At 43.7% G+C, this 13,978-nt stretch carries 15 protein-coding genes; 6 read left to right on the plus strand and 9 right to left on the minus strand.

All coding sequences use genetic code 11. The features are described 5' to 3' along the window. Positions 1-12: 12 nt before the first annotated feature. Together dapA and ACO6S0_RS09885 are read right to left on the minus strand one after the other, a co-directional pair. On the minus strand, positions 13-903 hold the full coding sequence (gene dapA / locus ACO6S0_RS09880; protein WP_422348222.1) for a 4-hydroxy-tetrahydrodipicolinate synthase: 891 nt from the start codon (positions 901-903) through the stop codon (positions 13-15). Continuing rightward, entirely contained in the window at positions 903-1,436 is a 534-nt protein-coding gene (locus ACO6S0_RS09885; protein ID WP_422348223.1) for a DUF6913 domain-containing protein, read from the minus strand. The genes dapA and ACO6S0_RS09885 overlap by 1 nt, the downstream gene beginning before the upstream one ends. A 64-nt stretch (positions 1,437-1,500) precedes the next feature. Here ACO6S0_RS09885 and ACO6S0_RS09890 point away from each other — a divergent pair, with 64 nt between their 5' ends. Then, positions 1,501-2,268 carry a 5'-nucleotidase C-terminal domain-containing protein gene (locus ACO6S0_RS09890; RefSeq protein WP_422348224.1) on the plus strand — a complete coding sequence of 256 codons (768 nt, stop codon included), beginning with the start codon at positions 1,501-1,503 and terminating at the stop codon, positions 2,266-2,268. Further along, complete coding sequence (locus tag ACO6S0_RS09895) at positions 2,269-3,180, plus strand: metallophosphatase (RefSeq protein WP_422348225.1); 912 nt, start codon at positions 2,269-2,271, stop codon at positions 3,178-3,180. Between the two features lie 517 nt (positions 3,181-3,697). Here ACO6S0_RS09895 and ACO6S0_RS09900 read toward each other — a convergent pair. From ACO6S0_RS09900 to ACO6S0_RS09925, 6 genes are all read right to left on the minus strand, one after another. Continuing rightward, positions 3,698-5,236 (minus strand): BspA family leucine-rich repeat surface protein, encoded by a 1,539-nt coding sequence (locus ACO6S0_RS09900; RefSeq protein WP_422348226.1) that lies wholly within the window; start codon positions 5,234-5,236, stop codon positions 3,698-3,700. An 872-nt stretch (positions 5,237-6,108) separates the two neighbouring features. Further along, entirely contained in the window at positions 6,109-6,396 is a 288-nt protein-coding gene (locus tag ACO6S0_RS09905; RefSeq protein WP_422348227.1) for a hypothetical protein, read from the minus strand. Positions 6,397-6,401: 5 nt separating this feature from the next. Further along, on the minus strand, positions 6,402-8,399 hold the full coding sequence (ligA, locus tag ACO6S0_RS09910) for an NAD-dependent DNA ligase LigA (protein ID WP_422348228.1): 1,998 nt from the start codon (positions 8,397-8,399) through the stop codon (positions 6,402-6,404). Next, the gene (locus tag ACO6S0_RS09915) at positions 8,400-8,981 is read right to left on the minus strand and encodes a TIGR00730 family Rossman fold protein (protein WP_422348229.1); all 582 of its coding nucleotides are present in this window, start codon (positions 8,979-8,981) and stop codon (positions 8,400-8,402) included. Between the two features lies 1 nt (position 8,982). Continuing rightward, the gene (gene prmC, locus ACO6S0_RS09920; RefSeq protein ID WP_422348230.1) at positions 8,983-9,903 is read right to left on the minus strand and encodes a peptide chain release factor N(5)-glutamine methyltransferase; all 921 of its coding nucleotides are present in this window, start codon (positions 9,901-9,903) and stop codon (positions 8,983-8,985) included. Beyond that, positions 9,842-10,327, minus strand: a complete 486-nt coding sequence (locus ACO6S0_RS09925) for a GNAT family N-acetyltransferase (protein WP_422348231.1) — start codon at positions 10,325-10,327, stop codon at positions 9,842-9,844. The genes prmC and ACO6S0_RS09925 overlap by 62 nt, the downstream gene beginning before the upstream one ends. 29 nt (positions 10,328-10,356) lie before the next feature. Between ACO6S0_RS09925 and ribD the strand changes: the two genes are divergently transcribed. Genes ribD through ACO6S0_RS09945 form a run of 4 tightly spaced genes read left to right on the plus strand, consistent with a single transcriptional unit; the run spans position 10,357 to position 13,475 of the window. Beyond that, positions 10,357-11,409: a bifunctional diaminohydroxyphosphoribosylaminopyrimidine deaminase/5-amino-6-(5-phosphoribosylamino)uracil reductase RibD gene (ribD, locus tag ACO6S0_RS09930; RefSeq protein ID WP_422348232.1), complete on the plus strand. Its 1,053-nt coding sequence runs from the start codon at positions 10,357-10,359 to the stop codon at positions 11,407-11,409. Then, positions 11,402-12,004 carry an HAD family hydrolase gene (locus ACO6S0_RS09935; protein ID WP_422348233.1) on the plus strand — a complete coding sequence of 201 codons (603 nt, stop codon included), beginning with the start codon at positions 11,402-11,404 and terminating at the stop codon, positions 12,002-12,004. The genes ribD and ACO6S0_RS09935 overlap by 8 nt, the downstream gene beginning before the upstream one ends. Next, positions 12,004-12,867 (plus strand): EamA family transporter, encoded by an 864-nt coding sequence (locus tag ACO6S0_RS09940; RefSeq protein WP_422348234.1) that lies wholly within the window; start codon positions 12,004-12,006, stop codon positions 12,865-12,867. The genes ACO6S0_RS09935 and ACO6S0_RS09940 overlap by 1 nt, the downstream gene beginning before the upstream one ends. Then, entirely contained in the window at positions 12,867-13,475 is a 609-nt protein-coding gene (locus ACO6S0_RS09945; protein ID WP_422348235.1) for an IMPACT family protein, read from the plus strand. Before ACO6S0_RS09940 ends, ACO6S0_RS09945 begins: the two co-directional genes overlap by 1 nt. Here the strand turns inward: ACO6S0_RS09945 and ACO6S0_RS09950 are convergent. After that, positions 13,472-13,870, minus strand: a complete 399-nt coding sequence (locus ACO6S0_RS09950; protein ID WP_422348236.1) for an acyl-CoA thioesterase — start codon at positions 13,868-13,870, stop codon at positions 13,472-13,474. The two genes, ACO6S0_RS09945 and ACO6S0_RS09950, sit on opposite strands and share 4 nt — an antisense overlap. Positions 13,871-13,978: the final 108 nt, after the last annotated feature.

The following is a 13,978-nucleotide window of genomic DNA, read 5'->3' on the forward strand; positions in this document are numbered from 1 at the left end:
TTTTAACGCAGCTTATGCATGCACCTTGTTGTGCGACTTCAGATAGGTGGCAATTTTGTTTTTTAAGCCCAGGGAAGCCTCAACCAATGGCAAACGCACAACAGCAGAACAAAGCCCCAGAGACTCAAATATACTCTTGATTCCAGCTGGATTGCCTTCTTCAAAAATAAGCTGCATGGCGGGCAAAAGAGCATGGTGCAATTCATAGGCCTCATCTGATTTACCTTGCAGCCCTTGTTCAATCATTTTAGAGAAACCTGCCGGTAACCCTTGGCCCAAAACAGAAATTACTCCAGAGCCTCCGGCCAAAACAGTGGGCAAAGCTGTGAAATCGTCCCCGGAAATAACCAAAAAGTCGTCTGGTTTTTCCTTTATGATCTGATCGATCTGAACCATATCACCACAGGCTTCCTTGATGGCCACAATATTTGGAACATCCTTTGCCAACCTTACCGTGGTTTCCGGTAACATATTGCTCCCTGTCCTTGCAGGCACATTGTACATTACTATGGGTATTGGAGATGCTTCACCAATGGCCTTAAAATGCTGGTAAATCCCTTCTTGGGTTGGCCTATTGTAGTAGGGTGATACAGATAATATGGCCGTGAATTCCGAAAGATCCAAAGTTCTGAGGTCCTCTACAACTGCAGCGGTGTTGTTTCCGCCAACGCCCAAAACCAATGGCAACCTTCCTGCATTGGCACGAACGACCACATCAGCGACCAACTGCTTTTCAGATTTGGACAATGTAGCCGATTCCGCCGTGGTTCCCAAGGCCACCAAATAGTCAATACCTCCCTGAATACAATGCTCAACGATGCGTTCCAAGGCAGCGGCATCCACTGAAAAATCTTCTTTGAACGGGGTAACCAACGCGACTCCCGTGCCCAATAATTGCTCCATTACAATTCTTTTAAAACCTTTAAATATTTCTTTAATTCACTTTTGAACAAGTCAAAATCGTTTAAGGACGTATTTAAAATCAAATCGTTGATCTTGGGGTCTAAGGTTCCAAATCCAACCTTGAGTCGGGCTTGGGTTTTCACGGAGAGGAGTTTCATCATTAAATTATCCTCTTGGTAGTAATTGAGCAAAAGATCGTATTCCCTGCCCAAAAACTCCAGCACATACCCATTTTCAATTTCGCCTTTCCAACCTAGATCCTTATCGGAAAAAATTTGAATGGCATAGGGTGAGTTTTTATCGTACTCCCTTTTATAACCTATAATCTTAATGGCATTCGGTCTAAGCTCGTACTCGTCTATCAACTCATAAAACACCTCCGCATTTCCAAAATTGTCCACATCCACAATGCAGCCAATACTACTTATGCCTTTGCTCCGCTCCACAATGGTAGCAGGCTTCTGCATTTCATCCTGCAGGTATTTTTGTCCCGATTTAACTTTAAATTTATCCTGGAGCCCTTTTAAAAACATTATTTTTATGCATTTTTACAAAGGTAATTAATCTACCTTGACTCCTTAAAACAAAGATACGCCAGTGAGTGTTTTAAAAATCAAACAAATTGTTTTATTCTTAACAATTTGTATTTTGGTTTCCTGTGATCAGGGAAAACCACAGCTCTCAAAAATTGATGGAAAACAAGTACCCATAGATAGCATTCTTGCTCCTGTAGATTCCATTGCATCTTTTGTAACCCCTTACAGAACTAGAATCAATGAGGTTTTGGACAGTACCTTGGCCTTTGCTCCTGAAGACATTAACTTGGATGATGGTCCCCGAAATACCTCCATGGGCAATTTTATGGCGGATGTACTTTTGGAGGAGACCGCTCCCCTATTCCAAAAACAAACGGGAAAAGAATTGGACTTTGTCATCATGAACCGTGGCGGTATCCGTTCTATAATTTCGGCAGGGAACGTAAGCGCCAGACATGCTTTTGAAGTCATGCCCTTTGAGAATTATATCTCCGTAGTGGAACTGGATGGCACAGCTATGCGAAAACTGATCAGCTTTTTGATCAATTCTTCCCGAATACATGCCATTGCGGGTATGCAAATTATTTTGGATAAAACAGGGCATTTGGAATCCGTGAACATTAACGGAAGCCCTTTTGACGAAAACAAAAACTACCATGTGGCCACCTCGGACTATTTGGTGCAAGGCGGCCCCAGTATTGGTTTTTTCAGTGATATGGTTTCTGTGCACGATACGGGTTATTTGGTTAGAAACGCCATTATTGACCATTTGAAAAAGATAGATACCGTTACCGCCCAAGTGGATGACCGATTTATTCAATTAAACTAGATGAAAAGACGAGATTTTCTAAGTCAGACGGCAGCTGCCTCCACCTTGGTTGGACTAGGAGGGTTTGGCCTTAATTCCTGTTCGGCGTTGGGCAGAAAACACATCACCATTTTGCACACCAATGATGTGCACAGCCATATTGACCCTTTTCCCAGTACCGATAGCCGGTATGCCAATTTGGGGGGCGTCGCCCGTAGGGCCACTTTGGTGGAACAAATCCGAAATGAAAATGCCAATACGCTCCTTTTTGATGCTGGCGATATCTTCCAGGGCACCCCTTACTTTAATTTCTATGGAGGAGAGCTGGAATTTAAGTTGATGAGCAAGCTCAAATACGATGCCGCCACCATTGGCAACCACGATTTTGACAATGGAGTGGATGGGCTGCTAGCGCAGATCCCGAACGGTACATTTGATCTGCTCTCTGCCAACTACGATTTTTCCAATACGGTATTGGACGGTTTTGTGAAGCCCAACAACATATACCAACTGGATGGTATTAAAATTGGAGTCTACGGTCTGGGCATAGCATTGGACGGACTGGTAACCAAACGCTTGTACAAGGAAACGGTTTATTTAGATCCTTATGAAATTGCTATTGACCAGGAACGGAAGCTTAAAGAAGAGGAAAACTGCGATTTGATCATCTGCCTTTCCCATTTGGGATACGATTATGAAAATCCCCAACGACCCTCCGACATTAGGCTTGCACAAAACACCCGCCACACTAATTTGATCATTGGCGGGCATACCCATACTTTTTTAGATAAACCAGAGATACGTACCAATTTAAACGGAGATTCCGTTTTGGTAAACCAAGTAGGGGCTTACGGGCTTAATTTGGGCCGTGTTGATTTCTATTTTGATTCCGATAAGAATGTTTCTGGGAATGGGGTGAGTATCTCTGTTTAATATCCATCTAGCTTTTTGTCAGTTCGAGTGCCCCGAATGAAATTCGGGATGTATCGAGAACAACACACCCCTGCCCCTCTCCAGAGGGGAACATGGTGCTCCCTTCTTGAGAAGGGAAGGGTTTCAGTATGCTGAAATCAGGGATGTGTCAAAAATTAGGGTTTTGTTCTTCTTAGCATATCTTACTTTCTTGTTTACCCAACCACTAGATACAACCTTGCGGTAGCAAGGTACCGTTTTCGTCAGTTCGAGTGTCCCGAATAAAATTCGGGGCGTATCGAGAACAACACACCCCCGCCCCTCTCCAGAGGGGAACATGGTGCTCCCTTCTTGAGAAGGGAAGGGTTTCAGTATGCTGAAATCAGGGATGTGTCAAAAATTAGGGTTTTGTTCTTCTTCGCTTATCTTCCTTTTCTTGTTACCCAACCACTAGATATAACCTATGTGGTAGTAAGAGGTCAAAACAAAAACACCGGGAATGGGTACCCCCTATATATTTTGCGGCTAACTCCTTAATCTATTCCAAACACGAAGAGTCATCGTTAAATTGCCATTCTTTGTTGTCTATCAAAAAGTTCCTCGCTACAGTGCCCTCATCACAGTGAACCCTTCCGTTTGCTCCAAGCCAGATATTGCTAGGCACGGTGGCCAAGTCAGCCCATCCTATCAACGTTGCATTGTAGTTATCCGAATCCATTCCACAATTGTTTAACATATCATATAAATTTGTGGCGCTGGTAATGTCCCAATTTCCAAGGCTTTGATCAAAAGCGTGGGCGTCCCCAAACATAGCTGCCATGTTCTTAACTTTAAGTACTTCCCATTCACTAATATCACCATTAAATGAAGTAGCCCATCTGAACATAAAATACATTGTGGTTACTTCGCTCACATTCCAATTACTTATATCCCCATTAAATGAGGTAGCTCCAAAGAACATATTCCCCATGTTGGTAATGCCACTTACATCCCAATTGCTTAAATCCCCGTTGAAGGAAGAACATCCATAGAACATGGCCCAAAGGCTGGTTACTTGGGAGAGATCAGGAGCGTCCGTTGCATTGTATTCCATATTGGTGCAACCTTCAAACGCATTCTCAAAACTTTTCCATTGAATGTCTCCCCATTGTTGAATGCTCGTTAGCTTGGTTTGAGCGAAATGGTTATCCATTATTATTTTTGGAAAGGACTCTGCCCTAATTTTTACGGTGTAGGTGTCTGCTATATCATAATAGTGAAATGGCGACGTGTTTACATCAAACTCCTCAATGGTACCATCACCCCAATCTACAATATAACTATAGGTTCCGTTCCCGTCCGTTCCAAATCCAATGTTCTCGTCATTCAAAGTAGTTTTCCAAGTAGTAATAAAGGAACGAGTATCATTCACATTAATGGTAATTGTGGCATCAACGGTGTTTTCTTCATCTGAAACGCTTATAATGATTTCATGGGAATCATTTTCCCAGGCGTCCAATCCTGCTCCATCGGCAAGACTCAAAGTGCCATCTTCGGCAATCTCAAAAAGATCATCGCTGTTAGTTATAATTGCATAGGTAAGGGTTTCACTATCCTCATCGGTGGCGATCACGGTAGCTATTGAAAAATCATCAGCTACATCCTCATCAACGGAGAACTCTTGATCTTCCATAACCGGAGGTTCGTTTACGGTAGATTCCCCCTCAGTAACGATAATGGTAACCGTGATGCTGTCCGTGGCTTCACTGTCAGAGACGGTCAAGGTTACACTATATGGGCTGTCATCGGCGTCCAGTGACTGGCCATCTGCCAAGCTCAACTGACCGCTCTCTGCATCTATCTCAAAAACACTGCTGTTGGTTGAATAGACAAGCACATCCTCCTCGTCCGCATCCGTGGCGGTGTAGGTGCCAATGACATAGGTGTCGGAAATGGCCTCCGAGACGGTAACGCTTTGGTTATCCCCATAATCTGGGGCGTTGTTTTCATTTGGGGTTGGGGTGGGATCATCGTCCTTACCGCAGCTAAGTACACAAAGGCCAAAAAGAGCCATAAAAATTAGGTTCCGCAATTTCATTTTTTGGGTTTTTATAGTTTACCCAACAAACTTGAAGAATCAATATCTTTTAATTAGGTATCAATTGACGGAGACCCATTTTCAATTGACGGATGGGGGTTTTGGGTTGATGGATTTTTCCATGATTTGCGAAAAGGGAAGAACAACACACCCCCGCCCCTCCCGAGAGGGGAACAATGTGCTCCCTTCTTGAGAAGGGAAGGGTTTCTGTATGCTGAAATAAGGGATGTGTCAAAAATTTGGGCTTTGTTCTTCTTCACATTTCTTCTTTTCTTGTTTACCCCAACCGGACATATAGATTTCTATTTTGATTCCGACAAGAATGTTTCTGGGAATGGGGCAAGCATCTCGGTTTAAGATACCATTTATGTCAGTTCGAGTGTCCCGAATAAAATTCGGGATGTATCGAGAACAACACACCCCTGCCCCTCTCTAGAGGGGTACAATGTGCTCCCTTCTTGAGAAGGGAAGATTTCAGTAAGCTGAAATCAGGGATGTGTTAGAAATTAGGGCTTTGTTCTGCTTCGCTTATCTTCCTTTTCTTGACTCCGAGACCACTAGATACAACCTAGCGGTAGCAAGGGGAAAATCTTCAATCGTAACCTGCGATTTCGTCAGTTCGAGTGTCCCGAATGAAATTCGGGATGTATCGAGAACAACACACCCCTGCCCCGCTCCAAAGGGGAACAATGTGCTCCCTTCTTGAGAAGGGAACGGTTTCAGCATGCTGAAATCAGGGATGAGTCAAAAATTTGGGCTTTGTTCTTCTTCGCTTATCTTCCTTTTCTTGATTCCGAGACCACTAGATACAATCTAGCGGTAGCATGGGATCACTAGATGGATACTCGAATTGACGGTTTTGTCTTAAAAGTCTAGTGAGTAGCATGTTCCACCAGCTCCTGCAGCTCTTCCTCCAAACTATGTTTAGGGAATGGTCTGCCAGCTTGTCGGTACCAATAGCCCGCATTCCATTCGTCCCCTTCCTTGCGGTGCAGATAGGCGTGAATCCAACTGCCCATAGCTGTATGCAAATCTTGGGCTATGTCATGAGAGGCTTCCCAATCCCCCTTGGCATCGTACCAAAGTGACTGCAGGGGTAAAGACCAACCCTTGGGTGGGTTAGTCCCAACTAAAGTTTGCAAAAAATCGTGATAATCCATATCCGCTATGCCAATTTGGACATAAACTCCTGCTCGGAAATGATGGGCACTCCCAAGTTCTCTGCCTTGGTCTTTTTGCTGGGCCCCATATTGGCGCCAGCCACCAAAAAACTGGTTTTGGAAGAAATGGAAGATGCTACTTTCCCCCCATTGTCCTCAATCAGTTTTTTAAGCTCGGGTCGACCAATGGACTCAAACACTCCTGAAACCACAAAGGTCTGTCCTTTTAATTTTTCGGATTGATTTTCGAGTTGCTCTTCGGATAGTGAGAATTGTAATCCGTAGGATTTTAGTCGGTCCACAATTCCTACATTATCGGGATTTCCAAAGAACTGAACCACACTTTCGGCTATGCGTCCACCAATTTCATCCACAGCTATAAGCTCTTCTTCAGAAGCAGCTATCAAAGCATCAATATTTTTATAGGCCTTGGCCAATTTTTTGGCCACGGTCTCCCCAACATATCTGATTCCCAAGGCAAACAATACTCTTTCAAATGGAATACTTTTGGAAGCCCCTACCCCATTCACCAAGTTTTCCGCAGATTTTTCGGCCATACGCTCCAGCGGCATTATTTGTTCCTTGGTCAAGACATATAGGTCGGCATAATTGGCTATCAAGCCCTCCTTAAAGAGGAGTTCCACAGTCTCACCCCCCAAACCTTCAATATCCATGGCCTTGCGGGAAATAAAATGCTGGATTCTTCCTGTAATTTGCGGAGGACAACCTGTATCATTGGGACAAAAATGTTGTGCTTCCCCTTCCTTGCGGATCAAGGGAGTATTGCACTCCGGACAATTTTGAATATACTGGGTTGGAACCAAACCTGCAGGCCGTTGGGCTAGGTCTACCGCAATAATTTTCGGAATGATCTCCCCTCCCTTTTCCACAAATACGGTATCCCCTTCGCGAATGTCCAATTTTTCTATCTGATCTGCATTGTGCAAGGATGCCCTCTTTACCGTGGTTCCGGCCAACAAGACAGGTTTCAGATTGGCCACAGGGGTTATGGCACCTGTGCGGCCCACCTGATAGGTGATTTTATGGAGTACGGTAGATACCTGTTCCGCCTTGAACTTATAGGCCATGGCCCAACGCGGAGCTTTGGCGGTATAGCCCAATTCATCTTGATGACGCAGATTATTTACTTTGATGACCACCCCGTCTGTTTCGTAGGGTAAATCATGCCGTTTTTCATCCCAGTGCTCCACAAACTGCATCACCTCATCCGTGGTTTTGCACAATTTGGCAACCGTAGGTACCTTAAACCCCCATTCCCGGGCTTTTTCAAGCACTTCAAATTGGGTTGTTATGTCCAGATTGTTCCCAACAATACTATACAACAAACACTCCAGCGGACGCTGGGCCACCAAAGCGCTGTCCTGAAGTTTAAGGCTTCCCGAGGCTGTATTTCTAGGATTCATATAGGGCTCTTCCCCTGCTGCTATGCGTTCCTTATTCATCTCGGCGAAACCCTCAAGGGTAAGGATAATCTCCCCGCGGATGTCAAATTTGGGAGGATAGTCTCCTTTAAGCTGCAAGGGAACGGATTTGATGGTCTTGATATTGGTGGTGACATCATCACCCTGAAATCCATCACCCCGGGTAACTGCCCGTACCAATCGTCCCTCTTCATAAGTCAGGCTGATGGAGGCTCCGTCATATTTTAATTCACAAGTGAACTCCACGTCCACATCCCCCAAAATGCGTTGGATGCGTTTTTCCCAATCTTCCAAATCTTCCTTGGAATAGGAATTGTCCAGGGAATACATGCGATGTTCATGCTGAATAGTCTCAAAATTCTTGGTAACCTCCCCTCCTACCCTGAGCGTTGGGGATGTAGGGTCATGGAACTCTGGATGGGCCTCTTCCAGTTTTTGAAGCTCCTTGAGTTTAATGTCAAACTCGTAATCTGAAATCGTGGGTTTGTCCAACACATAATAATTGTAGTTGTGCCCACGGAGTTCTTGCCTAAGTGCCGTTATTTTTTCTTGGATGCTCATTTACGTTTGTTCTTTTTCGATCCATTTGGGAGTAATCAATGGTGTATAGTTCCTCATTTGCTCCAGAAGTCTTTCCGCACTGGAATCCACCAACAACATCTCCCTGTTTTCCTGTTTTAAAAACCCTTGGGTGACCATGGTGTCCAAAAATTGCAGCATGGAATCAAAAAAACCATCACAATTTAGCAACCCTATAGGTTTTTGGTGCAATCCCAACTGTCCCCAAGTAATGATTTCAAAAAGTTCTTCCAAGGTACCATATCCTCCTGGGAGTGCCATAAACCCATCAGCAAGTTCGTGCATTCTCAATTTTCTTTGGTGCATGGTTTCCACCACGATCAATTCCGAAATACTGGGATGAAACACCTCCTTGCGCTTTAGAAAATCTGGTATTACCCCGATTACTTTACCATTTTTGCCCAAAGCCCCGTCAGCTACCTGCCCCATCAGCCCAACTTTAGCGCCACCATAGACCAATTGGATTTGTTGCGAAGCCAAAACTTCTCCCAACCCGAAGGCAGCTTCAACCATCCTAGGGTCATTACCCTCACTACTTCCACAAAAAACCGCAACACTATCCATGTTAATTTAGTTGGCCTTTAAGCATTCTGTCATTTCCAAAAATGTCCTTTCGGAGTTCAATTTCCAAAAAATTATGCGCTTCTAAAAGGGCTTGGGTCTCCTTGCCCAAATATTGGTTGATTTCAAAATAGAGCTTTCCCTTTTTGCCCAGATGCGAAATAGCAAATTGCGTAATGGTCTTATAAAAAAGCAAAGGGTCTTCATCCTGTACAAACAAGGCCACATGTGGTTCGTACTTTTTCACATTATTCTTTATTTCTACTTTTTCCAACTCCCTTACATAGGGCGGATTGGATACAATCACATCAAATTCAAGTTCAAGTTTAAAATCAGGGTTAAGGATATCTTGATGAACGAAAGTAACATCAACGCCATTCAATTTAGCGTTTTCCTTGGCTACCCCAATTGCTTTTTCAGACACATCCAAAGCATAAACATTAGCATCAGGAAACTTTTTGGCCAATGCAATGGCAATACATCCGCTTCCGGTACCGATGTCCAATATCCTTAGGTCTCGACTGCGCTCGACCTGACAATCCGATATTACCCACTCCACCAACTCTTCGGTCTCCGGTCTGGGAATTAATACATGTTCATTGGCTTTGAAATCCAAATCCATGAAATGGGCAGTTCCCAAAATATACTGCAAGGGTTCCTCCAATCTCAGTTTACTTAAGGCCTCAAACAATGGCGTTTCCTCCTCTTTGGTCAACACCAAATCGGGTTGAAGAACCAAAGTAAATCGTTCCAAGTGCAAATAATGCTCTATGCATAGATGAAAAAAGGAGTCCACTTCCTCAGCAGCATATATTGGATCCAATTCTTTATGGAAAATGTCTTTGATTTCTTTCAGCAGCACCCTATATTTCTTTAAGCATCCATACCGGACAGGAGTAATGGCCCGTATTGCCCATTGGGGCATCAATATATTGGAACCCGTTCTTTTGATAGAGTTTCTGGGCGGCTTTCATGTAGGGCATGGTTTCCAAATAGCAGGCTTCAAAACCAAATTCCTTTGCCTTTGCCAAGCAAGCGTCAATCATCCTGGCGCCCAAGCCTTTACCCCTAGCTTCTTCCAGAAAGTACATTTTCTGCAGCTCGCAAACATTGCCATCAAAGTTTTCCAATTGGGCCACTCCGGCGCATCCAATAATGCGGCCTCCCTCTTCAGCAACAAAATAGGTGGCCTGTGGAACGTCATAAGCTCCATACATATCATCCAATGCCTTATCGGCATAGGCGGTACCCACTTTGGGCACTCCCAAATCCACCAAAACTTGGCGAACTACGCTTGCCACTGCGGCATTGTCCTTTGGTTGGATTTCGCGAATTATGACCTCGCCCATATTGTGTTTTATTATTCTATTTTTGTCCGGTGAATATACACGAAAAATACCTGTTGCGATGCATGGAATTGGGCAAAAAAGGTCTAGGAACCACTGCCCCCAATCCTATGGTAGGAAGTGTACTTGTTTACAACCACAAAATCATTGGGGAAGGTTACACGAGTCCTTATGGTGGCCCACATGCGGAAGTCAATGCCATTAATGCTGTCCGGGACAAGGAACTACTAAAGCAATCCACAATTTATGTTACTTTGGAACCCTGCTCGCACTTTGGAAAAACCCCGCCCTGTGCTGATTTAATTATTGAATCGGAAATACCAAAGGTGGTCATTGGTTTACAAGACCCCCATGACAAAGTTGCGGGCAAAGGAATTAAAAAAATGCGGGATGCAGGATGTGAAGTAACTGTTGGGGTTTTGGAAGCTGAATGCAGGGAACATCACAAACGGTTTTTGACCTATCAGGAGAAAAAAAGACCCTATATCATTTTAAAATGGGCCGAAACTGAGGATAGGTTTATTGCGCCAGATAAAGTCAAGAGAAAAACCAATCCCGAACCCGTTTGGATCAGCAATACCTACTCCAAACAGTTGGTCCATCAATGGAGAAGTGAAGAACAGGCCATTTTGGTAGGTACGCAAACCGTTTTGGAAGACAATCCGAAACTAAATGTGCGGACATGGGAAGGCAAAAATCCGATTCGGGTAATCTTGGACAAATCTTTGAAGATCCCGTCACATTTTCACGTGTTGGACCAAAGCGTGCAAACCTTATTGTTGACAGCCGAGCAGGACAGCTCCAGATACCTGGGCGGAATTACCTATGAGCTACTGGATTTCACCAAACCTGTGGCAAATCAAATTTGTACTCTGCTACATAAACATTCCATTTCAAGCTTACTGGTTGAAGGAGGAACAAGAACGCTTCAAACCTTCATTGATGAGGGGCTTTGGGATGAGGCCCGGATTTTTAAAGGTGCCTCCAGATTTGATTCTGGAACTTTGGCGCCTGTCATATCCGGGAAACTTGTCCACTCAGAAAAAATGATTTCCGACACCCTTTCAATACTACAGCATGATTAAAAACATTATTCTAGATTTTGGAGACATTTTTATCGATTTGGATAAACCCGCCACGGCAAGGGCCATGGCAAAATATGGTTATAAGGAACTTACTCCGGATTTGGAAAACCTATTCAACTCCTATGAAAAAGGAGAGATGGATTCCCCCTCCTTTCTGAAGCATGTGGCTTCCCATTTCCCTACCGCCCCTGAAGACTACGTTATTAATGCATGGAACTCCATCTTAAAGGATTTTCCGGATAGCCGACTGGATTTTGTAGAAAACCTGGCCAAGCAAAACCAATATCGTTTGTTTCTTTTGAGCAATACCAACGACCTGCACATCGAGTTTGTAAGAGAACGGCTGGGAAAGGAAAAGTTTGATCGGTTTGAAGCCGCTTTTGAAGTTTTCTATCTCTCCTATGAAATGGGCATGCGCAAACCGGATGCGGAAATTTTCGAATTTGTGCTGCAAGCGAATAATCTTATCCCAGAGGAAACGCTGTTCGTGGATGATACCAAGGAAAATACAGATACTGCGGCCTCTTTGGGTATCCAGGTTTGGAATTTGCAAGTAGGCTCAGAAGATATCACCCAACTAAAACAACACCTTTAATGTTAGATCTACTGTTTAGCATTCTTTGTACTACTACCATATTTATAGTATTCAAATTATTCGATACACATAAGGTACAGACTCCCTATGCCATTGTAGTCAATTATGTGGTGGCTTGTACTGTAGGTCTCTTTCTTTACGATGGAACAATCAAGGTTTCTGCCATAACGCAATCGTCCTGGTTTGTGGGAGCAATGGGTATGGGCGTCTTTTTTATCCTCATTTTTAATCTGATGGCGAGGGCATCCCAGGTAGCAGGGGTCACAGTGGCATCCGTAGCCACTAAAATGTCCTTGGTCATTCCCGTTGTTATTGGAATGATTCTATACAATGAAAAGCTCTCCCTTTTACAAGGCCTTGGAATCTTATTGGCACTTGCTGCGGTTTATTTTACCTCTATTAAGGAAAACTCGCTGGTAATTTCCAAGAAAGCCTTGGTCCTGCCCCTGTTGGTTTTCTTAGGGTCTGGAATCATAGATGCCAGCATGAAATATTTTGAGGAACGACATTTGGATTCTAAGGAGGTCGCCATTTTTTCAGCCATGGTCTTTGGATTTGCCGCACTTTCTGGCTTTATCTTTATTGGGTATAGAGCTACAAAAGAGAAGATCAGTGTCAATTTCAGAAATGTATTGGGCGGAATCGTACTCGGCGTACCCAATTATTTTTCCATTTTCTTTTTGCTTAGAGCGTTACAGAACGAGAATTTTAGCTCCGCCGCCATTTTTACCATTAACAATGTGGCTGTGGTCATGCTCTGCACCTTGCTCGGCATTTTAATGTTCCAGGAACGATTGACTAGCAAAAACTGGGGTGGTATAGCCTTGGCCGTTCTAAGTATTGTTTTAGTAGCCCTGTTCTGATGGAAGTGGACAGTTACAGAACCCTAGAGAACCCTACACCTGAAATACTATATAAGGATAGGAAAAGTAAATTCTTTGGATATGCCTTTCCGATTTCCACAGAAGAAGAAGTCAAACCCATTGTGGAAGCTTTGAGAAAAAAGTATCCTACGGCCAACCATGTATGTTATGCTTGGCAACTTGGCGCCAGTCAGGTTGCCTACAGGGCCAATGATGACGGAGAGCCCAACAACTCGGCCGGAATGCCCATTTATGGGCAAATTCAATCTTTTGGGGTCACTAATGTGCTGGTTGCTATAGTCCGAATTTTTGGGGGAACCAAACTGGGGGTTGGCGGCCTAATTCAGGCCTATCGTACTGCAGCACAAATGACTCTTGAAAATGCAACGATTATTGAAAAGATTGTGAAACAGCATTTCCAGCTAAGGTTCGACTACCCGCAAATGGATGTGGTCATGAGAACTATAAAACAACGAAATCTGGAAATCATTTCCCAAAAAATGGAAATGGATTGCGCCTTGGTGGTTGCCGTCCGAAAAAAAGAAGCTGAGGATGTTCTTGGAACCTTTCAGCAACTGCATCAAATCAAAGTTGAAATACTGGATTAGGCTTTCAATTTTTCCATAATGAAGTCTGGACATTTTATGGGCCTGTTTTTGCTTTGATCCATGAACGCCAATACCGTGCTGGCCTCGGCCAGCAACTCGCGTTTTTCATTGTATATGGCGTATTCAAATTCAATTCGGACCATGGGCAGTTGCTTTAGCCGGGTTTCCACGGTAAGCATATCATCATAGAGTGCAGATTTTTTATAGTTAATCTGTAGGGAAATTACAGGAAGGATGAGTCCATTTTCCTCCATGGCCCTATAAGAGACGCCCATGGCCCTCAACCACTCTATTCTGCCCATCTCCAAATAGGGAACATAGCTTGCATGGTGAACAATACCCATCTGGTCCGTTTCTGCATAACGAACGCGAAAAGAAAATGAATTTATCCGCATATTTTAACTGAAAAATTATATATTTAGAGGCTCGGTTTACATTAAGGAAACATGCGAAAAAAAAACAAATTATTCAATGGCAAAATCATTTTTTTTTTCAAAGTTTTG

The organism is Flagellimonas sp., from assembly GCF_965233845.1.
Classification (GTDB): Bacteria; Bacteroidota; Bacteroidia; order Flavobacteriales; family Flavobacteriaceae; genus Flagellimonas.